This is a genomic window from Paenibacillus popilliae ATCC 14706, assembly GCF_000315235.1.
Classification (GTDB): Bacteria; Bacillota; Bacilli; order Paenibacillales; family Paenibacillaceae; genus Paenibacillus_B; species Paenibacillus_B popilliae.
Map to the genome: position 1 here is coordinate 24326 of NZ_BALG01000040.1, position 22063 is coordinate 46388.

A 22063-nucleotide genomic window follows, 5' to 3' on the forward strand; every position below is an offset into this window, starting at 1 on the left:
AACTAACCATTACATTATTATACATCCTATTCGCGTCTATTTCTATGGAAAATAGGTGCTATTCGATTATAAAAAAGGTAGTAACCACATAATAAAATCCCTAACGAAGAAATTATCGCTCCTATTTTTACATCAAGAGGATCAAATACGAATGATACCAGATGAGTCCCTTCTGGAACTTCTATACCTTGAATTAAGTCATTCACATTATAAATAGGTACCTCTTCATCATCAACATAGGCCTTCCAACCCGGATATGATAATTGCGCATGATTAATAAATGTAGCTTTATCCGATATGATAGTCGCTGTTACACTGTTATTTTCCCGTTTCAGATCGGATATCTCTGTATTCACTTGGGTTAAGTCAATATTTTTGCCGAAATCCTTAATATAACTGCTTTCATCCAGCCTTGACTCATTATCACCAATATAAAGAGGTTCATAAGAATCAATAGATTGCACATGTTTGGGAACATATAGAATAGGCTTGGCGTACCTATTTTCATATACTACAACACCATCTTGGTCGGCAATCTGCTTATAAGCCTCTACTGTCCTCATTTTACTAACTGATAAATCATCCACTACGATATCCGTTGTAGACTGTGAAACAATTCTAAAATAAACTTGATTGGTCGGAACCTCATCGCCGGTTGAAATGAGCACGCTATAATCCTTCGTTTCTGGTACAATAGGATTAAAATGTCCATCTTGCTCAGGGTGATCATAGGTGTCATTATAAAAATCGACATAGAACAACGAAGGTGAGTTTATCGTATTCATTTTCAACTTTACTTTATATGTTGAATTAGGCTCCAACTCGATTGGATATGATATAACTGATAACTGTGAATTATGATTTGGTATCTGTATGTTGGACTCTCTTAAAATTCCAACTTCACTGTCCTTAATAAGGATAGATTTTTCCAATTCTTGATCCCATGCATCCAAAATATATTTAATAGACATCATGGAAATAAGATCATTTCTGGTTTTGAGATTATCTATAGTTTTTGGATACAACAATGTCTCATCTATATTATATTTTTTGAGTTTTTCATCTACAAACGTTATATAGTTATTATAATAATTTGCTCTCGCAATAGTACCACGTTGAACTTTAGAGAGACTTAACCGATTATCATAGTGTTCAAGAGCTTTCACTAGCGCAAAAGAACGATAATTCGGACTTTCCTTAATTAACTCTTGTATCTGTGAAGGAGCAGTATCATGTAGGATATCTTCGGCAGGATACTTATTTTTAACAATACTATACTTTCCTACATCTATTATAGTAATTAAGCAAAGGAATCCCAATACGATTTGCTTTATATATTTTTTTTCATTTGCATACTTGTACATCAAAAATAGAGATACAACATTTAGTAGACACAGAGTAACTACAGAAAAAAACACTTCCCCGTTCCATACATAGTACTTTGAAAGTTCATCAGAAATACTTGGTTGTGAAAATATCGATGCCACGATTACTGCATTACCTACAATTAGAATAGTGAAATAAACACTAAATTTCAGTAATCGTTTCACTTCCATTTTCTCATCTAACTTGCTTATCGTATATCCACATAATACAAGTCCACAGAGTAAAAAAACACTCAGTATCCTCGCGGATACTCTAAAAGATCCCAAAACAGGTATATTGTATATCAATTTTCCAATAAGGGGTATACTAGGGGCCATTCCATATAAAAATGCTCCTGTCATTATTCCAATCATTAACTGAACAAATCGATCTCTATAATGATATCTTATCGCATAGAGCAAATAAATTACGCATATTATTCCGATATAAATTTCAATATCAATTCCTGAAGAGGCATATAATCCAAAAGATTCATGCTTGTTCAAATATATATAAGGAAATAACATCATAACAAGTATTCTAATATCAAAAGAGAGGACTGAGAAAAATTGATACGGCACTTCATCACGACCAGACTGAATCATCAATTGCAAAGTTGGAATTATTTGTACTGAGCATAATAATGCATACGGTACTATCCACTTGAACAGTTTAGTGAAATACATTTTCCACGAAAAACCTATAGTCCTACAAATATAGCTAAAGTAAACAAATACAATAATATCAAAATAGATTACAATTTGAGTAAAGCCGCTAAGAAAATGTACTGCCATCGCTAGTGCAGCGTAAATTAGATAATTATCTTTCCCAGTAGATTTAAATCGCTCCATAAAAAATAGTATTAATGGAAAAAATATTATTGTTGTAATGATAGTCGTATGTTCAATTCGGTCCCCCCCAATCATGGAGCTGAATGCAAAAATAAATCCGATTAGTATCCCTACGTATTTTTTATCAAATAGCTCATTGATATATAAAAACATAAAAAAACCAGCAAATGTCAATTGCAGGATATGAAATAAGTTAAATGCTGTGACACTATCAAATAAAATAAATACTAGGTTCAAGGGCGAGAAAACCGTTTGTTGTATATCTGCCGCAAAAGGGATCCCGATTCCTGAAAACGGGTTCCATAATGGTAATTCTCTATTTGCTACACTGTCACTCCAAAAAACCTTGGAACTCAATGTTGTTAGTCCGTCTCCACTAACTAGTAGAGTAGTACTTATTGATCCCCAATAAACGAGTGAAACAACTACACAAAATAACAAAAAAATAATTACATTAGATATTTTTCTCCTTTTGTCCATTAATGTTAACCTCTCTCTCGAACAACACTAATGTATAAACTCTACATTAAACTGTACACTATTGTGAAAAACACATTACAGCCAATTATGCTTCTTAATTCTATAAAGGACATAAATAAAAGAGATTAACATTAACATATTAATACCAAAAATAATTGGACTATTATGAATTGCGGACATAAATGATTCTACATTTCTTTTAAGGAAATTGTTCTTGTAAATAATTCCATCAGAGCTAAAGTTTATTTCTTGATTTCCTGAAAACCAATACGCATTCTTTTCATCAACTAAATCAAATTTAATAACTGCATTGTCTAAATTTAACGTTTCAGAGTGCTTTCCCATATCTAAGATGAAGTTAGAATTTCCAATTCCATCTTCACCCATAACGATAGGAAATCTTTCACCTTCCCATAGTATTGGATTATTATCTTTATCGTAAACGTGATATGAAAGGTAAACTTTCTCATTGTATAGTTCATTCCTACTAAAAATAATACGTGCATCAACATTAAAATGATTATTATATTGTTTTTTTTCAGAATTGACTACAATGCTTAAATCTGATACCGAATCCGCTAAAACAGTAGCTGTAGCTCCTATAACTGAAAGCAGGATGATAAAGAAAACTAAAAACTTTACATATATTTTTTTCATACTACCACCTTGTTACTTATATTTGCAAAATATTCGATTATATTCACCAACAACAATACTCCAGTCCCTCCGACTGAATTTTTCATATAACTTAGCTTGAGCTTTAAAAAGTTCATCAAAATTGTCGAGTGCAAATGCAATTCGATCTGCAATAGAACTAGGGTCATAAGGATCAAAAAGCATGATTTCTTTCAAATGAGGAATAGAAATCTCCGATTCCACCACAGGGATACTACTCATAACTGAAGGAGTCCCCACTGAATATGCTTCCGAAAATGTGAAAGGAAACCCTCCTTCGAAAAGAGTCGGATTAACTGCACATTTTGCCAACTTGTTAACAGCCGCTAATACCTCAGATGGTAAACCTGGCATAACAATAACATCATGTTGCAATGAATGCAAGTTTATATAATTCTGGATGTCAACACTAGCGGAAATGTCTCCTGTTAAGATTAGCTTTGCATTTTTATAATAATTCTTGTTAAGAATTTTCATTGCTTTTATTAAATTGAAAATATTCTTATGTGGTCTATATTGTGATGAATATATAATACAATCCATTTTAGCAAGGTCAGAATTATAAAGAACATGCCCTGGTGATAGATACGCTCTTACATATCTTCTAACAATTTGTTGAGCATTCTGAGTAATACTAAAATACTTTTCTACAGAGTTTGAGACTTTTAAATGCCCCCTCATATCTACGTTTGCGTGTTGTATCACTGTAATTTTTTCCGGATCAACACCACATTTATTTACTAGATGATGTGTCTTAACAGCTTCACTATAACAAATTAAATGATCTGCTACATCTATGCACTGACGTATTCTAGAATGTGTTCCACTCACTCCTGGAAATTGTGTGGGAAAATCGTAAAACACTATATCCGGCGCAGCAAGTATTTTTTTCGCTTTAAGATCCTTTATTTGTGGCCATATCATTGATGGAATCAAGCAGACACCAATATCCTCTCGGGCATTTACTTTCTTCACAAGTCTACTAAGTTCATTTTCTAACACACTTTGATAGATTTTTCCTTGCCATTTCGATACTACCAGCAGCTTGATGTTCTTCAAGGACTCTATTGAAGGAGTTTTAGTTACAATATTTTTAACTGCATTTGCAACTAATCGAATCACAAAATAGATATAATATAGCATTATCAAACACAATAAAAGTGGTGACAAGACTAGTAATAGTGCCAGATATAAAAACAACTTTATTGTTATTAAATACCATGATGAAGTACTGAGGAATTCTGTGATACTAGTTCTCAGCAATCCAATAACTTGCTGTATTAGCTTCTGAACTATTTTATGTCCAGGTTTTTTTCTCTTCTTACTCTTTTTTGATTTTATCCACTCTTTAATTTTGACTCCTATAGGAACATTTCCAGTAGATAAGATTTCAAATTTATCAGTTGGTATTTTATTGTCTTTAAGTAGATCATTAATAGGATCTTTCAGCCAAAAGGGACAAAGTATTATGATAGATTCATTATCCTTTCCATTTTCTTTTAGAATAAATGCAAGAAGTCTTCCTATCCCCTCTGCCGTTAATTTCGTGCCTGGTTGAAAACCTAAAAAAATGCCCGTCTTACTCACAGTATTTTCCTCCACAATTCAGATATTTCCGTTATATCAGTACTCTTTATATCGTGTATATCATTCTTCGCAGTCTCTACTTGAGAAAAATCTGAAAGAAGTTTCATAAGTGCATGCCCTTGCTTCAAAAATTTAACATACTGTACATTATTCCCAAAGATCTCTTCGAAATCTTTATAAAACGGATAATTATTCACAATCATTTTTTTTGAAAATTGCATTGCTTTAGCAAACTTAAAAAAAACGCCCCGAATATGATGTGGAATAATTATACGCAAAGCGTGTGCATATAAGGCATTGTATTCATTAACCCCTACATCCACATGGAGTGTAATATTATTTTTCAAATAATCTGTCTTCATAATGCCTTTCATTATATTATCAACATACTCTTGATCACGTTTCTCAGAAAAATTACTAAGACATACCTTAATTTTTTGGTTATCTTGATATAAACTATAGTAATCACTAATATTTTTAATTAATACTTCTAATTCAGTCCTTTTATTTAAATCTGCTTCGATTAGTGAGTAATCCTCATTTAACGATAATCTCTCACTTTTTTTAGGTGTTGAGAAAAGGAATGGTATGACAAATATTAATTTCTCATCGATTCCTAGATATTTCACCAAATCAATTTTAGTAGTTTTCGAGCTTGTCAAAATAAATGACGCGTTCTTAAGGTTATAAATTCTCTTATCTGATAAAGCACCGTAAAAACGGTCTGCCAGAGTCTCAACAAAAAAACCATAAGGTTTTATAGGTGCTATAGGGCTGTCAATACTGTCATCTAAAAATAACCAATAATCAGCATCAACAAAATTTTGTGCGTGATCTACCGGGATAACGTACTGACTATGCCATATTGGCTCATGAACGAACATTAATTCTAATGAGCCTGAAGTCTCTAACGATGATATCGTTTTTAATGTATACTCCCTTAAGTCAATATTTTCGGTTGAACACTGTAATGGATATTGTTCTCTATTCATTTCATCATATTGATTATTAAAAATAACTCTATTTAATGGATTAACTTGCTTGATACTCTCATTAATGATATCTACCATTTTGCTGTAATCTAAATAATGTTTTCCAGAATGACTCTCTGAATTAAAAATGGCTATCGACTTTGATCGGATGTATGATTTATCCAACCACTTATTCGAATCTTCGATAATAGGAATAAAGTTGTTTTCCCACATCAATTTATTATACTCATATGAGAAATTGTAAAGTATTCCTTGTTGATCTTGTTTAATATCCTCTATTAATTGAGTATCACCAGAAAACACTCTTTGAATTTTAATTCTAGCTTCCTTTATATCCTTACAACATCCTGATTGTCTCTTTCCTTTACCCAGTATACTAAGGAGCCCTCCATCCATATAGATTACTGGCATACCTGCGATCATCGCCTCTAGTGGATGATAATGCAAATGACGTGGATCGGTAGAATGATAATACATCGCTTTACATTTTTTGAATAATTCATTTAACTCCTCTCTTTCTAAAAATCCTACTACTTTGTCATCATCTACCGGGACGGGTTGGTTTCCTGCCACTATATAATCAAAACCTTTAAAATCCTTTTTAAACTCACGATAGACCTGTTCAGATGCAGGAGCGTGTTTTATTCTTGTACAGAAGAACAGAATTTTCTCCTCACTTCCATACCACTCATCTTTTATATTATAAAATTCAGATGGAAGACCTAGAGGCATGAAGACTGTTCTTTCTTTATAGAATTCATGTTCTATCTCAGAAATGTTAGCGTAGCATTGAGAAAACCAAAATCTATTACTGATTTGTTTTAACTTGTATTTTTCACTTTCTTCAAAGTAATAATCAATTAATTGAGTGTAGTTTTGAAATGGTAGCGGTCCAAGTCCAAATGCCCGAAAAAAAATATCGCCGTCAAAATTATAAATTAACTTGCGGAGAATTGCGAAGGTCGTATCTGTATATGTTATGGCTGTAGCAAAATGAGTATTTATTATCTTTTTAATATTTAAAGGCATATTATTGGTATGGGTAAAAAAATCGTACTCATTTAGTTGGTTTAGATCTTCAATTGGAATTGAAAGTGTTTTGTCGTAATTATAAGTAACTGATCCACTAGATTGGAAAACTTCTTTTATCGCAATCTTGGGGGTAAAAATCTCATACCCTAAGTCTCTAATAAGAGGTAACTCAAATTTACTCAGCGTATCATGATTCAACAACCACATTATTCTTTTCTTTCTCATAATAAGCTCCTCACAGTTAAATTGAACTTTGATAAAATTTTATTACTTCTTCTGGTTCCCCGTCTTTTATTATGTTTCCTTGTTTAATTAATATAACTCGATTACAAACTTCTTTAATTGTTCCTAAATCATGAGAAACAAGCAAAAGTATTTTGGCGGAACTCATTAATCCAGTCATACGCTCTTTTGCTTTTGCCGCAAAAGCTGCATCCCCTGCTCCAATAACCTCATCGAGTAAAAGAATTTCACCCTCAACAGAGGTAGAAATTGAAAATGCTAGTCTAATAAGCATTCCTGATGAATAAGAACGTATAGGATAATCAATAAATTCACCTAAACCTGCAAATTCAATTATCTCTTGCTCCTTTTCTCGTATTGATTTAGGAGTCTCTCCTAAAAGGAGTCCTCGATACATAATATTTTCTCGACCAGTTGACTCAAGATCAAACCCCAACGCTAAATCAAATAAAGAGCGTATATTACCCACAACTTCCATCATGCCAGATTTGATGGGATAGATTCCAGCAACAGTCTTTAACAAAGTACTTTTCCCTGCTCCGTTATGACCAATGATACCAACTTTATCCCCTTCAGTGATCTCAAGATTAAGGTCTTTCAGTGCATGCACATTATCTAACTTCTCTTTTTTTTTTCTAATTTAAGCAAAGAAAAAACTTCTTGTTTTAATGTTGTTGCATTATATATGTGTGCTGGATAATACAAATTCACATCTTTCATTTTTATATAACAATTTTTCATAATATAACCTCAATTCTCTATAAGTAAAATATTACTTTATCTTGGTTTTTTCTATTTACGTAAACTGCGATTACTGTCAATACTGCGATTGTTGATAAAGTAAAGAGATAATCTACACCTGATGGCATTTCTCCATATAAAAACGGCGCTCGAATTAAATTTAATATACGAGTTATCGGATTAAGATTAAATAACACCTCTAATGCAGGATTTGAAGTGAACATTTCTTTTTTGAAAAATACTGGAGAGACATACCATACAGCTTGTATAACTAACGCCATCACTTGTGGGTAATCACGATATTTCGTATTTGAATATCCGGCAATTGTTGTAATTGCCCAAGACAAAAAGAAATAAAGTAAAGTCGTTAATGGAAGTGTAATCACTCCCAATACTACATTCTGCGGACTAATAACCAGCATCCACATAGAGAGTGATGTCATGGCAATTACGAAAGTCACAGTAAAAACCAACGCCGACCTTAAAGTATAAATTGAAATTGGATGATTAAATTGACGGATATATTGCTCACCAGTCATAATTGAATACCCTCCCCCTATAAAGGAAGAGCTTATCAATTCCCACACTATTAACCCTGATAATACATACGGAGCATAATCGGCAAACGTTATGTTGAAAACTGCCCCAAAGACTACTGACATTAGTAGTGTCAGTAATAATGGATTCATAAAAGTCCACAAAATCCCTAGTTTTGATCGTCTAAATTTATTTTTTAGTTCCGCCCGAACTAAATGTATCCAAAAATATCTTGTCCGGTATATTTTTTTTACATATTCACTCAACGTCTTACCTCCGCTTATATATAAGCTCATGCTATCAGTTTGATTTGCAATGATGCACTAATCTTTTACAGATATAAGAAATTTCATCTTCTGTCAAAGTACCGTTAGTAGGAATATTTATTCCTCGTGCCGAAATCCTGTCTGCCACTGGATAAGTGCTCTCTTCATAGTAAGGAGGCATCTGATGCATAGGGTAAAATAAAGGCCTCGTTTCGATACCATCATTATCTAGAAGTTGCATGAGTTCATCACGTTCTAATTTCACTTTATCGGAGAGTAGAATAGATACCATCCAATAGGTATGTTTTGCCCACGGCATTTCAGGTTGCATTGCAAATAATTCGTTATACTCTGATAGTTTTTCAGTATACGAAGCGGCGACTCTTCTACGTTGTTCCAAGTGCCATTGTATATTTTCTACTTGTCCTAGACCCACTGCTGCTTGCAGATTCGTCATTCGATAGTTATATCCCACCACATTGAACCAATATCTTCGTTGCGGATCCATCCCTTGGCCCCTAAGTAAACGCATATGCTCTGCTAATGGCTCATTATTCGTCGTAATCATTCCACCTTCGCCTGTGGATATGACCTTATTACCAAAAAAGCTGAACGTCCCGACATCACCAATGGAACCCACAACTTTACCTTTGTATTCAGCCCCATGTGCTTCAGCAGCATCTTCAATCACAAAAAGATTATGTTTTCGTGCGATCTCCATAACAGGATCCATGTCAACTGGATGTCCATACAAATGTACGACAATAATTCCTTTCGTCTTAGGTGTGATTTTCTCTTCGATTTTATATGGATCAATATTCCATGTATTGGGTTCGCAATCCACCAGCACAGGAGTTGCCCCACAATATTTTACAGCATTCGCTGTAGCAATATACGTGAAAGTAGGAATAATAATTTCATCCCCCTCACCAACTCCATATGCTACCAACGGTAAGTGTAGAGCCACAGTACCATTTGCACACGACAACGCATGATGAGAGTCACAGAAGTCTGCAAATTTATGTTCAAATTGATTTACGTATTTTCCATTAGCTGATATCCAGCCTGTATCAATGCAATCAAGAACATAATCTCTCTCATTTCCATTTAGAACCGGATTTGCTAGAGTTATTCTTTTCAAAGCTTTCATTTATCTTCATCCTCTAACTAATAATTTTTGCAGGCACTCCTACCGCTGTTACCTTTGAGGAAATATTCGATATCACGGTTGCTCCAGCCCCTATAACTGACCATTCACCAATATGAATATTAGGAATCACATTGCATCCTATACCTAAGAATGCACCTTCATTTACATAAACACTACCTGCCAGTGAAACTCCCGGTGCAATATGCACATGAGAATCCACTCTACAATCATGATCAATTCCTGCCCGGGTGTTTATAATTACATTGTCTCCTATGACGGCATAGGCGTTGATGGTTGCCCCTGGCATGACAACAGTACCTCTCCCAATCTGAGCATATGGAGATACATAGGCCGCTGAGCTTATGGCACTCACTGGAGTAAACCCCAAACGAACTAACTTGTTAAAAAGCTTTCTTCTGATTAGATTATCTCCCAATGCAATACAAAAGTGTTGTACTCCTTCTTGCAACAAGGAGATAAGCTTATCGTCGCTCCCTAAATAAGAAGCACCGCATAAACTATCGCAATCACTAGAAGGAGAAGTAAAACCAAATATTTCATATCGCCCAGCATCATTGAATACATCAATTACCACTTTCGCATGTCCACCGCCACCAATAATTATAACCTTTTGTGGGCACAAATGTAAGCCCCACCTTTCCATTACTTTCTATAATGTTGCATTTTCCTCCAATATTGAAGCAGCTCGCCCATCGTGTCCTTCAGTTTATATATCGGTCTCCAGCCCGTTTCTTGACATAATTTTGTATTGTCGCCGATACGAACAATTGCCTCATTATCTCTAACTTTATTTAGATCGACCTCAACTTTAGGGGACTGGATATCAGAATATTGAAACAAATAATGTAATACCTTCCTTATTGAAACTGCTTTGTTGGCAGATACATTATAAACCTCTCCTGCCTCCCCCTTCTGCATCAACAAATAATAAGCATTAACAACGTCCCTAACATCTAGAAAATCACGTTTCACAAAAATATTTCCTGTGCGGATGACTTGGCGATGATCTATCTCCATTTCCGCAATTTGTTTCGCAAAATTGGAACAAACGAATTTTTCGGACTGCTTTGGCCCCGTATGGTTGAAGGGACGCGCTCGAATAATATTCATTTTATAGGAGCGGACATATTGCTCACTTAACAAATCAGCACATGATTTTGCACCAGCATACGGATTATTAGGGTGTAACAAGTCACCCTCATGAAATGGGTGACCGTTCCATTCCCCATATACTTCACCGGACCCAACATACAAAATCTTTGGTTCTAGCTTTTGTTTGCGCACCTCTTCATACAAGGTCATTGTGCCATTCATGATGGTATGATACGCATGCACTGGGTTACCATAACAATGTGGAATGAATGCAGTGCCCGCTAGATGATATATTTCATCCGGCTTGGTCTCTTTAAGAATTTTACCAATATTTAAAGCATCATTAATATCACATGAAAAAAACTTGATTTCCTTATTCTCTGGTCGTGAGCGTGACAATCCTACAACTTCATAACCCTCCCGCAAGAGCCTCTCACTCAAGAAAGTACCGACAAATCCGCTTACTCCCGTAATCAGAACTTTCAATGCGACCACATCCTGAAAAGTACTGCTCTATCCAATCTCTTTCCTATTTTTTTTCATATCAGTGTCTACCATAAGCTCAACAAGTTCTTTAAAGGTTGTTTTTTGCGGTCTCCATCCCAACTTATCCACTGCCTTGGACGGATCCCCAAGTAATAAATCAACCTCTGCTGCTCTAAAGAATTTAGGATCAGTGACTACATGATCTTCATAGTTAAGTCCAACATGTTTAAATGCAATTTCACAAAATTCTCGAACAGAATGGGTTTCGCCAGTTGCAATTACATAATCATCCGGTTTATCTTGTTGCAACATGAGCCACATACATTCAACGTAATCTTTTGCATACCCCCAGTCTCTGAGTGCATCCAAATTGCCTAGTCTCAGTTCATCCTGCAAACCCAACTTAATTCTAGCAACAGCATTTGTAATCTTTCTTGTAACAAATTCGATCCCGCGACGCGGCGATTCGTGATTAAACAGGATCCCTGAACAAGCAAACATATTATAGCTTTCACGATGATTAACAGTCATCCAATGTCCATAAACTTTAGCAACACCATAGGGACTTCTTGGATAAAATGGTGTTGTCTCTCTCTGTGGAGTTTCTACTACTTTACCAAACATCTCACTGCTTGAAGCCTGGTAGAACCGAGCATTCGGTTTTACGATTCTCACCGCCTCCAACATATTCGTCACGCTTAAAGCAGTAGCCTGTGCTGTCAAGACAGGTTGATCCCACGAGGTAGCGACAAATGATTGCGCTGCAAGATTATAGACTTCATCAGGATTTGAAACTTGAACGGCATGGATAAGGGAACTTAAATCAAGTAAATCCCCATCAACAAATTCTATCTCATTCTCTATATGCTGGATATTTTCAAGTATAGGAACGCTTGTTCTTCTTCTTAAACCAAATACGTTGTAACCTTTTTCCAATAATAATTCAGCTAGGTATGATCCATCTTGTCCTGTAATTCCTGTAATAAGTGCTCGTTTCGTCATATTTTCTGCTGCCTCCTTATGAGTTGTTTTAACCTACAAATATTGTTCCAGTTTTTGAATCCTTAGCTCTTTAATAAGAGATTTAATCTCTTGAGCTTTATCTTTTCTACAGATAAGTGTTACATCTTCAGTCTCTACGATAATAAGATCTTCAACACCTAAAGTTGCTACCAGCTTTCCGTTACTTTCGATAATACATCTTTTAGTATCAATATTCAGGGTATTCCCTTTAATCACATTCCCATTGTTATCGAGGTTTTCAATACGTTCCAATGCTGTCCAGTTCCCCACATCGTCCCAACCTAACACGCAAGGGATTACATATATATCATTTACCTTTTCCATAATACCATAATCAATGGACTGATCCGGCATTTGGGGAAATAAGGAGTTAACGGCCTCCTGTCTTCCGACCTTTTGAATAGAGAGCTTAATCTTCTCAAGCAGATCATGCGTCTCGGGCAAAAACTCACGGATATACTCTCGAATCACAGTAGTCCTCCATATAAATATTCCACTGTTCCAAAAGTAATTGCCCGCTTTCAAATAAGAGGTTGCCGTTTCTACATCTGGCTTTTCAACAAACTTGTTAACTCGATAAATATCAAGGCCGTTTAGCACAAGACTATCATTTGCGCTTTCTATGTAGCCATAGCCTGTCTCGGGATAAGTTGGTGAAATACCTAATGTAATTAAATGTCTACCTCGCTTGCTAACTTCAACTGCTGTTTTTAGAATGGTTACAAACTCATTTTGATCTTTAACGATATGATCTGAAGGAAGTACAATCATCGTACTGTCTGGAAATCTATCTTCGATAATAACAGATGACAGTCCAACACAAGGGGCGGTATTTCTTCCGATAGGTTCAATGATGATATTGTCCGAGGGAAGTGCTGGTACCTGCCCCTTTATCAGTTCAGCATATAGTTCATTAGTAGCAATAAAAATTCGTTCAATGGGTATAAATGTCAGAAGGCGGTCTATCGTCTGTTGTATCATCGATTTATTTCCTGATATATTTAAAAACTGTTTCGGAAGATGAGTACGGCTCTTTGGCCAAAATCGTTCCCCTTTGCCCCCTGCCATGATCACACAAGTCGTTGTCATGTTAACCTCCATGTACTCCCAAATTAATATAACTGATTCTTTTTTTCATCATTTCTCCCACTACTTTAGGTGAGTAGTGCTCTCTTATATATTTTTTTCCCTTATTAGCAATTGAACAATAGTATTCTTGATCTTCTACAAGTTTTTTCATGTAAAAGCTAGCATGTTCTATGTCTGGATTAGCCCATTTTTGATATGCTTTATAGGGTCCAAAGTCATTCATTACATTTACGAGTTCATAATCAACCAGACATGAGTTGTTATTTTTCATGAAATCAGTAGTTGAGGACCAGTTCGTTCCTATGGCAGGTTTACCTAAGTACATAGCCTCTGCTAACCCTAATCCAAAACCCTCACTTCTATGGAGGGAAATAAAGCAATCACAACTTGCAATCAATGCATTGGTATCATTCCTTGATAGTGTTTCTTTAACAAAATAAATGTTAGTATAATTGGAAAGCAGTTCATTCAGTTGTTCCATTTCTTTCGGCTTCCCATGTAACCCATTCACTTTAACCACTAGCCCAACATGCACATCATTCGGTTCAAAAGCTCTTTTAAATGCTTCTAATGAAGCTCTGGGATTTTTACGTTCTTCAAAACTATTAATATCATACATTGTTAAGAATAGAAATGATTCACTTGGCAGGTTATAGTAAGCCCTGCTTCTTGGCTCTAGGACGTTAACCTCAATCGAATGTGGAATTTTAATAACAGGAACAGGACTTTTTAAAGATATAGCATCTGCAATAAATGTGGAAGGAGCCCATATCTCATCAACCAAGTTAAAACTATCTAGCCATTCATCAGGGAAATCAGGTAATTCCCAATGCCAAACACCTATATTATACCTATTTTGAAAAAGACCACTTCCAAAGTACGTATATATGTCCTTCATTTGTTCCGCATTAACATGGATTAAGTTAATATCATACTGTGAGGTACCCATTTCCTTGTGTGCCCAAGATAGATCGGACATTCTGGCACTACTTGTCCCTTTAAAGTTAATAATTCCAAAAGGTATATCGGCAGCATCAATGCTTCGAGCCGCTATTCTGCACGATTCTCCAATACCCATTTCTGCACGCGAATACCCCACAAGATTAATTCCATGACAATGTTGGTCTTCTAGATTGTTGTATGATTTATTCATATTTGATGTTGCCAAATGCAATAGCTTATTCTTAACCTGTTGCCTTACACCTTTCGGTAAAATTTTTATTAAAACCGGTTTAAGAACTGTCGCAATTTTATAAAGTGTCTGATAAATAAAATTTTTGATTACTAACACCACCATAACTTCTTAATGAAAATGAAACTAAATTAGTAGGGCTTGCCTCTTGACGGAAATTGGGTTCTTTATGATGATCGTTTGGATATCATTGTATTTGTATGCTATTATTATAATCGTAATTTACTAGCAAAGGAGAATAACTTTGTCTACCTATGGATACGGGGCATCCAAGCCCACACAACAAAACAACAAAAGTAACCCTTTTTCTCTTACTCAATGGGGAGCGATAGTTACTCTTATTTTATTCCTAATCTGGTCCCCATTCCAGTTCGGTCTATTTAACGGACAAACCACCCAATTTGCAAAACCAATTTACTGGTCGATGCTCACCGCTTCTATTCTAGCATTTTTGGCGGTCGGAATGCTGCTTCAAACGAAAAAAACAAATATTGACAAATCAAATGCACTTACTCTCTTTGTCTTTTTGCTGCCTGTAACCTACGGAGTTTCCTCATTTTTCGCAGCTTCCGGTTACTTGGCGGTAGATGCAATCTTTATTATGTTTACCTATGCCGTTTTCTTCACTCTCACTAGACTAACAACAAGTGAAGAGAAAATCAACCATATCATCCAGATTACGTTAACAGGTTCCGCCTATGCCGTAGTCTGGTTTGGTTTACTGAACTGGCTTGGAAATGGGACATTTGCTGCCGCATGGATTGGCTGGTTTTCCAAGCTTACTGCGGACGGGCTATACCCGCAAGCCATTTGGGTGGATGCAAATGGTCCGCGGCTCGCGTCGGTGTTCCAGTACCCGAATACGTATGCGGCCTACTTGATGGCGTTCTTGTTCGTAGCCGTGTTCTACTTGACGACAACTCGTAAAGCCGTAAGTCATGCGGTTCACGGATTTATGTTGGTACCGTTGATTTTATCCATTTTTCTAACCCTGTCTCGTAGCGGCCTGGTGTTGCTGCCCGTTGTATTTGTTGTGGTTCTATTGTTTATAAAGCCGGCTCGGCAGATACTATGGATTGTCCATCTGGCCATCAGCGGCGTGGCAACATTAGTGATTTTAAATCCTGTATCGGAGATCGGCATTCAAGTCCATCTGAACGAGTCGAGCAGTTCCTCCTTGAAAGGATGGCTTTATATTTTAGGGGCGTCCGCTGTATGCGCCGGATTGTGCTGGATCGTGCAGCGATTCCTGGCGCCATGGTTGGAACGCAAACTGGAAGGCTTCGCAATGAAGAAGTGGGCCAATGCGCTCCTTCCTGTAGGGGGAACCTTCATTACTGGCGTGCTCTTAATCTTTTTGCTGGGAACCAGCCTCACGAACTTGTTGCCGGAAAGCATCTCTTCCCGTCTCAGTTCGATCAACTTCCAGCAGCACAGCGTGCTTGAGCGGATCACGTTCTACAAAGACTCGATGAAGCTGGTTGCAGACTATCCTGTCTTCGGTGCGGGCGGTGGCGCCTGGAGCGCACTGTATGAAAAGTACCAGAATAACCCGTATGAGTCGGCTCAGGCTCACAGTTACTATATGCAGTATCTCGTGGAGACCGGAGTTCTCGGGTTCATTATCTTACTTGGATTTCTCGGGGTAGTTTACGGGAAGTATGTGCAATCGTTCCGCAAGGCGGAAGAGATACAACGCAATCGTTATTTTATGTATTTCATTTTGGCAACAAGCATTTTGGTGCATAGCGTGATGGACTTCAACATGAGCTATGTTTATATCGGAATTCTCGTCTTTATTAGCTTGGGAGGAATGGCGGCATCCATTTCAAAACAGCCACTAAAAAGAATAAAGCCACAGACCCTCAAAGCGGCTGCGGCAAGTATTGTTGGCATCGCTGGGGTAATTATGTTCATCACATCTGTATTATTTATTCAAGCGTCAAGTTCGTTTGCCAAAGCAAATAAAACCCTAGTCGAAACCAAAGATTTCAACCAAACCATGCAATACTTGAATAAAGCTTTGAAAATACGATCAACGGTTCCAGAATATGCCGCATTAAAAGCTGACCTGTTTAAACAAGTATATGCTCAACAGGGGGACGAAGCCTTTTTTGCCGAAGCGGAGCATACGTTACGACAGGCGCTTGATAAACAACCCGGGAACCGAATATTGCTATTACGATTGGTAGCTCTTTATGAACAAAAGGGAATGGACTCCGAACGATACAAGGTTTACTCCGAAAATGCCGAGCGCTTCCCATGGGATATGGAATGGTACGACAAGTACATGGATGCTACGTTGCGCCAAGGGATAGTCGTTACGAACGAATCTCCGGATCAAAAAAATGAATATATGGATGAGATCATTGCCGCCTTGCGCCACGTCGAACAAGGGGTGGAACATCTCAAGACGTTGCCGGAAGGACAGCTCCAGGGGCGAGAGTTCAGCGTAACGAGCTCGATGGCCATTAATGCTGGCCGGGCTTACATGATGAAAGGCGAGCCTGGGCAAGGGGCGGAAGCCATGAAGCCTTACCTGAATGAGGATCTTTCCAATGTGGATAACCGGGAGCTAGCCCGCTGGTATATCGGAGCGACGATCCAGAACGGCCAAGTCGATCAGGGATGGTATGATCAATTGATCAGTGTAGACCCTGAAGAAAAAGAGCAAATTGAACAAGTTGCTGGAATGCGGTTTTAAAAACAGTAGAACGAAAGAACGGCCCTCTACGGGCCGTTCTTTCGTTCTTAGTTAATGGGAGTATGGCCCCTTCCCCTTCATCATATCCATGAAATAAGCCAGGAGCTCGTCTCGCAAATCAGGCCGCTGCAAGGCATAGTGAAGGGTCGTTTTGATAAATCCCAACTTCTCTCCCACATCATGCCGCTTCCCTTCAAAATGATACGCCAGTACTTCCTTCTCTTGACTTAGCTCGGCAATGGCATCGGTCAGTTGAATTTCGCCGTTTACTCCCTCTTTCTGCTGCTCCAGCAGTTCAAATACACGCGGTGTAAGGATATAACGTCCCATAATGGCCCAGTTGGAAGGAGCTTGCGCTAGAGCAGGCTTTTCGATAAGCTGTTTTGCACGCAGCAACCGTTCGTTTATTGGATCGCCTGCCACGACGCCGTAACGCGCTACGTCTTCCCACGGAACAGGCTGGACCCCGACGATGGGCGCTTCATATTCCTCGTACACGTCCAGCATTTGTTTTAGACACGGTGTATTGGCTTCGACGATATCATCCCCCAGCAGCACGGCGAACGGTTCATTGCCGATAAATTTGCGGGCACACCAGATGGCATGGCCCAATCCGCGCGGCTCTCTTTGTCTGATGTAATGGATATTTGCCAGTTCCGACGGCCTTTGAACTTCTTCCAGCAGGGCAAGGTTATCTCGTTCACGAAGCATATACTCCAGTTCGAAGATACGATCAAAATGATCCTCGATCGCACGCTTGCCTTTTCCCGTAACGATGATAATATCTTCAATCCCCGATGCGACCGCTTCTTCGACGATATATTGAATGGTCGGCTTGTCCACAATCGGAAGCATTTCTTTAGGCATCGCTTTGGTTGCCGGCAGAAATCGGGTTCCTAGCCCGGCTGCCGGGATAATCGCCTTTCTGAGCTTCACGTCATTTCTCCTCTCTCCCTCATTTTCTATTCTAAGTCGCTGTTTTTCATGTAGTGGTTACCGCCTATTATATCGCAAAAATGGGTGATTTGCTCTAGTTGATTTGCTCTACTTGATTTGCTTAATAAGAAGCTGCAAGTGAAGGGTAGAAATCCGTATCTAACAAAAAGCAGGAACCACTATCATGCACAGGTTCCTGCCTTATTTAAACCATTATTTTATTTCACCAACTGTCCGCGCGTCACGCCGAGCTGGTTCGTCGCCTTCAACGTGCGCCACACTTCGGTGCCACTGATTTCCGCACGGAGAGCGCGGCCGTACAAGTCGATCACGTGATGAACCTGTTCTGGCGTCTCCTCCAGAAATTCGACGCGGTAGCTGCCTACGCCCAAGTCCAGGAAGTGGGTAATATACTCGGCTCCGGATTGCTCAATAGCGTTGTATACCGTGTTGCGGCAGCCTTCATCTACCCGGACCGGGTGAGACATGCCGATACGATCGCGCAGGGAGACGCGGTGCTCCTCGCATGGACGGCCGCAGTTCGTGTAATCCGTTCCTTCGCTAAGGAACGTGCAGTAGACGCAGTGCTCGGTATGGAACATCGGCAAATGCTGGTGGATGACAATCTCGAGCAAAGAGGTATCCGTATACCGCAGCATGTCGATCATTTGCTGAATGTTCAGGTCATAGGACGGCGTGATGCGATCCAGACCCGAGGAGGCGAACAGTTCCACCGTCTTATGGTTGGCGACGTTCAGCGAGAAGTCGCCGATGAGCTGCGGGAAGGCTTCTCCCCGCGCGGCGGCTTCGTCCTTCGCCTGCATGTAGAACTGTAGCGCGCCGGTATTGCGGACAAGCACCGCGTCCGGCTTCAGCTTCAGGATGTTGCGGTGATAGCCGTTCTCGCCGGGCATATGGATGCGCGGCGTGACGAGCGCGATCGGCTTGTCGGCAGCGCGGCACGCCTCGACGGCCGCCGGGAACTGCTTGATGAACTCGAAGTCGGCGTAGATGAGTTCCACCTCCGTGTTCACGGCCGCCTCCACTTGCGCGAGCGAGCGGCACAGTGCCGTCAGCCGGGCGTGGCCCGGCTGCACCGCCGTGTGATCCTGCACCGCGCCGCCGTAGACATCGACGTCGCGGTGCTCGTATACCGGCGGCTTCGGCCGCTCGCCCGCGAGCCGTTCCACCGCCCGGCGGCGGATCGCATTCAGCTCGCGCATCGGCACAATAACGTCGCCTTCCAGGGCGACGTCCAGCCGCTCGAGCTGAAATACCGTTCCGCCAAGGCGGCCGAACTGCTCCTCCAGAAGCGCCTGATCCATCGGGCGCTTCTGGGCCGCTTCCAGCGCCAGCTCCGAATCCACCTGGACCGTCGTGCCCTTCGGCACGTCGGTCCACCAGGTGTGGAGCGGCTCGCCCGCGCGGCCCTCTACGCGCACATGCACGGGGAACACGCGATACGGCTTCTCCGTCTCGAACGTGGCCCGCATGCGCTTGTCCAGGGCCGGGTCGCTCGTCTTCCACATGCGGTTGCCGACCTTCACCCGCCGCAGGTCGACATCGTGGCGTCCCGGCACGATGTCGACCTGCCAGCCCGCCTGCGCCTCGCCGTCCAACTTGACGCCTTGGCGGCGCAGGTCGTACACGCGGCCGCCCTCCTCCTTCTTCGTCGGGTCGCCTGCATCGAATCCAATCCCGTCGCCGCGCTTCAGCGGCGCCTCCAGCTTGCACACGACCCCATCGCGCAGCACCTGCTCGACACGGCCGAGATAGACGCCGCGGCTCTTCGGGAACGTGCCGTCCACGAGCTGCTTATTGTTCGTCCCCTTCAGGAAGCCGTGCGTGAAGCCGCGCGAGAAGCTCTGCTGCAGCTCGCGCACCTCTTCCTTCGTCGGCCCCGTCCAGCGGCCAGCGAAATAAGCATCGATCGCCTTCCGGTACTTGCCGACCACATTCGCCACATATTCCGGCTGCTTCATGCGGCCCTCGATTTTAAACGAGGTCACGCCCGCTTCAATCAGCTCCGGCACCAGATCGAGCGCCGCCAGATCCTTCGGCGACAGTAAATACGTCACATCGCCCAACGGCCGATGCTCGCCGTCGATCATCATGTCATACGGCAGACGACACGCCTGCGCGCATTCCCCGCGATTGGCGGAGCGCCCGCCCCACATTTCCGAGGTGAGGCATTGTCCGGAATACGATACGCACAAAGCGCCGTGCACGAACACCTCCATTGGAAGCTGCGCCTCGGCCCCGATCTTCCGGATCTGCTGCAAATTGTTCTCGCGGCCAAGCACGACCCGCTCCAGCCCGTACGGCTTCGTGAACGAAGCCGCCTCCGGCGACGTAATCGTCATCTGCGTCGAGCCGTGAATCGGGAAATCCGGCGAAATCTCGCGTATTAGCTTCACCAGCCCCAGATCCTGCACGATGACCGCATCGACCCCAGCCGTAAGGCAAGCATCAATCAGCTCCTTCGCATCCGCCAGCTCCTGTTCAAATACAACAATATTGAACGTCACAAAACCTTTCACGCCATAGCGATGTAAAAACGCCATTATCTCCGGCAGCTCGTCCATCTGGAAATTGTTCGCGCGCGCCCGCGCATTGAACTTCTCCACGCCGAAAAAAATGGCGTCCGCCCCATTGGCCACCGCCGCCCGCATGCAATCCCAATCGCCGGCAGGCGCCAGCAATTCAATATCTTCACGCCGCAGATGCCGGGGCGCCATGCCCGCTGCCTGCATCGCAGCCTTCACGACGTCCACAGCTTGTCTATCGTGATGTTGCTTTATCGTCGCCATTACGTTGACCCCCAACCTGAATTGTTCCCTTCTGCCTTCTACCCAACGAGGCCGGACATTGAAGATGCTTTACATAGTATAGCGGTCTTGCGGCCAAAACACCAGTTGCGTCCATTAAACACCCGGCAATCGGCAGCGCCTCAACACCGGTGCCTATCCCCCCATAACTACGCCCCTGCATGCGAAAAAAGACGCCATGCCACACGGCATAGCGTCATTGCTTCCTTCTATTAAGAGGTGAATTGAAACGAGTCCACGACCTGTTCGAACTGTTCCACCATTTCTGGCGTGCGGGATACGTCGTCTATCTTGTTGAACAGCGTATATACGTACCCGTCCTTGGCGATCAGCAGCATATCCACGGTATACGTGATATCCCCGATATTGTTGTCGGTCCTCAAACCGGTGAACTGAACGCGCATCGCCGTTCGACCCCGCCAGATCTCCGTCTCCTCCTTCACGAACCGGATCGACGGATCATTGTCGGATAGAAGAACCTTTTTCCAATTGGCCAACGCCTCCTCGACCGTAGCCAAATGGTCCACATACAGCCCAAAATAACCGCTCGGCAAGTCGTAGATCGCGATTCTCGCTCCTTCTCCCTCCTCGTCCTTCGCCTCCAACTCTTCCGTAACACTGCCGCCCCGGTAGCCAAACCACCATTCCGGAATCTTCATCTGAAGCCCCCAGGCTTGCAATTGGCGCTCCACCGTCTTCGTCCACGGAACCCACAGCTCGCTGCCGTTATCCCAGGCCTCCGGGTCGTCAAGCTGCTCCTTCACCTTGCCATC

Annotated in this window: 16 protein-coding genes; 1 reads left to right on the forward strand and 15 read right to left on the reverse strand. The window is 41.0% G+C overall.

The window, feature by feature from the left end; translation table 11 throughout:
- Positions 1-26: 26 nt before the first annotated feature.
- The 12 genes from PPOP_RS04575 to PPOP_RS04630 form a co-directional block, all read right to left on the reverse strand.
- Positions 27-2696 carry a glycosyltransferase family protein gene (locus PPOP_RS04575; RefSeq protein ID WP_148277827.1) on the reverse strand — a complete coding sequence of 890 codons (2670 nt, stop codon included), beginning with the start codon at positions 2694-2696 and terminating at the stop codon, positions 27-29.
- Between the two features lie 75 nt (positions 2697-2771).
- The gene (locus PPOP_RS04580; protein ID WP_006284901.1) at positions 2772-3353 is read right to left on the reverse strand and encodes a hypothetical protein; all 582 of its coding nucleotides are present in this window, start codon (positions 3351-3353) and stop codon (positions 2772-2774) included.
- A 12-nt stretch (positions 3354-3365) separates the two neighbouring features.
- Entirely contained in the window at positions 3366-4958 is a 1593-nt protein-coding gene (locus PPOP_RS04585) for a glycosyltransferase (protein ID WP_006284902.1), read from the reverse strand.
- Positions 4955-7207 (reverse strand): glycosyltransferase, encoded by a 2253-nt coding sequence (locus tag PPOP_RS04590; protein WP_006284903.1) that lies wholly within the window; start codon positions 7205-7207, stop codon positions 4955-4957. Before PPOP_RS04590 ends, PPOP_RS04585 begins: the two co-directional genes overlap by 4 nt.
- 16 nt (positions 7208-7223) lie before the next feature.
- Positions 7224-7835 (reverse strand): ABC transporter ATP-binding protein, encoded by a 612-nt coding sequence (locus PPOP_RS04595; RefSeq protein ID WP_006284904.1) that lies wholly within the window; start codon positions 7833-7835, stop codon positions 7224-7226.
- 148 nt (positions 7836-7983) lie between these two features.
- A complete protein-coding gene (locus tag PPOP_RS04600; protein WP_052516576.1) occupies positions 7984-8769 on the reverse strand; it encodes an ABC transporter permease in 786 nt (261 codons plus the stop codon).
- Positions 8770-8803: 34 nt separating this feature from the next.
- On the reverse strand, positions 8804-9919 hold the full coding sequence (locus PPOP_RS04605) for a DegT/DnrJ/EryC1/StrS family aminotransferase (RefSeq protein ID WP_006284906.1): 1116 nt from the start codon (positions 9917-9919) through the stop codon (positions 8804-8806).
- A gap of 13 nt (positions 9920-9932) precedes the next feature.
- On the reverse strand, positions 9933-10562 hold the full coding sequence (locus tag PPOP_RS04610; protein ID WP_159101807.1) for an acetyltransferase: 630 nt from the start codon (positions 10560-10562) through the stop codon (positions 9933-9935).
- 20 nt (positions 10563-10582) lie between these two features.
- Positions 10583-11518 (reverse strand): GDP-mannose 4,6-dehydratase, encoded by a 936-nt coding sequence (locus tag PPOP_RS04615; RefSeq protein ID WP_042227444.1) that lies wholly within the window; start codon positions 11516-11518, stop codon positions 10583-10585.
- 27 nt (positions 11519-11545) lie between these two features.
- Positions 11546-12520, reverse strand: coding sequence for a GDP-mannose 4,6-dehydratase (gene gmd / locus PPOP_RS04620; RefSeq protein WP_006284909.1), 975 nt, complete (start codon positions 12518-12520; stop codon positions 11546-11548).
- A gap of 33 nt (positions 12521-12553) precedes the next feature.
- The gene (locus PPOP_RS04625; protein ID WP_042227446.1) at positions 12554-13630 is read right to left on the reverse strand and encodes a mannose-1-phosphate guanylyltransferase; all 1077 of its coding nucleotides are present in this window, start codon (positions 13628-13630) and stop codon (positions 12554-12556) included.
- 1 nt (position 13631) lies between these two features.
- Positions 13632-14927, reverse strand: coding sequence for a glycosyltransferase family 4 protein (locus PPOP_RS04630; protein WP_006284911.1), 1296 nt, complete (start codon positions 14925-14927; stop codon positions 13632-13634).
- Between the two features lie 139 nt (positions 14928-15066).
- Here PPOP_RS04630 and PPOP_RS04635 point away from each other — a divergent pair, with 139 nt between their 5' ends.
- Positions 15067-17526 carry an O-antigen ligase family protein gene (locus tag PPOP_RS04635; protein ID WP_042227448.1) on the forward strand — a complete coding sequence of 820 codons (2460 nt, stop codon included), beginning with the start codon at positions 15067-15069 and terminating at the stop codon, positions 17524-17526.
- Positions 17527-17577: 51 nt separating this feature from the next.
- Here the strand turns inward: PPOP_RS04635 and galU are convergent, their stop codons facing one another.
- The 3 genes from galU to PPOP_RS22525 all read right to left on the reverse strand — a co-directional run.
- Positions 17578-18462, reverse strand: a complete 885-nt coding sequence (gene galU / locus PPOP_RS04640) for a UTP--glucose-1-phosphate uridylyltransferase GalU (RefSeq protein ID WP_006284913.1) — start codon at positions 18460-18462, stop codon at positions 17578-17580.
- Positions 18463-18680: 218 nt separating this feature from the next.
- Positions 18681-21200 (reverse strand): U32 family peptidase, encoded by a 2520-nt coding sequence (locus PPOP_RS04645; RefSeq protein WP_042227457.1) that lies wholly within the window; start codon positions 21198-21200, stop codon positions 18681-18683.
- 302 nt (positions 21201-21502) lie between these two features.
- On the reverse strand, positions 21503-22063 hold a 561-nt coding region (locus PPOP_RS22525; protein WP_006284915.1), incomplete at its 5' end, for a protein-tyrosine phosphatase family protein.

Excerpts from the sequence above, each read along its gene's own strand:
- PPOP_RS04625 (WP_042227446.1), bottom strand. The coding sequence starts at position 13,630 with ATGACAACGACTTGTGTGATCATGGCAGGGGGCAAAGGGGAACGATTT.
- PPOP_RS04605 (WP_006284906.1), bottom strand. The coding sequence starts at position 9,919 with ATGAAAGCTTTGAAAAGAATAACTCTAGCAAATCCGGTTCTAAATGGA.
- PPOP_RS04645 (WP_042227457.1), bottom strand. The coding sequence starts at position 21,200 with ATGGCGCCCCGGCATCTGCGGCGTGAAGATATTGAATTGCTGGCGCCT.
- PPOP_RS04580 (WP_006284901.1), bottom strand. The coding sequence starts at position 3,353 with ATGAAAAAAATATATGTAAAGTTTTTAGTTTTCTTTATCATCCTGCTT.
- PPOP_RS04630 (WP_006284911.1), bottom strand. The coding sequence starts at position 14,927 with ATGGTGGTGTTAGTAATCAAAAATTTTATTTATCAGACACTTTATAAA.
- PPOP_RS04590 (WP_006284903.1), bottom strand. The coding sequence starts at position 7,207 with ATGAGAAAGAAAAGAATAATGTGGTTGTTGAATCATGATACGCTGAGT.
- PPOP_RS04575 (WP_148277827.1), bottom strand. The coding sequence starts at position 2,696 with ATGGACAAAAGGAGAAAAATATCTAATGTAATTATTTTTTTGTTATTT.
- gmd (WP_006284909.1), bottom strand. The coding sequence starts at position 12,520 with ATGACGAAACGAGCACTTATTACAGGAATTACAGGACAAGATGGATCA.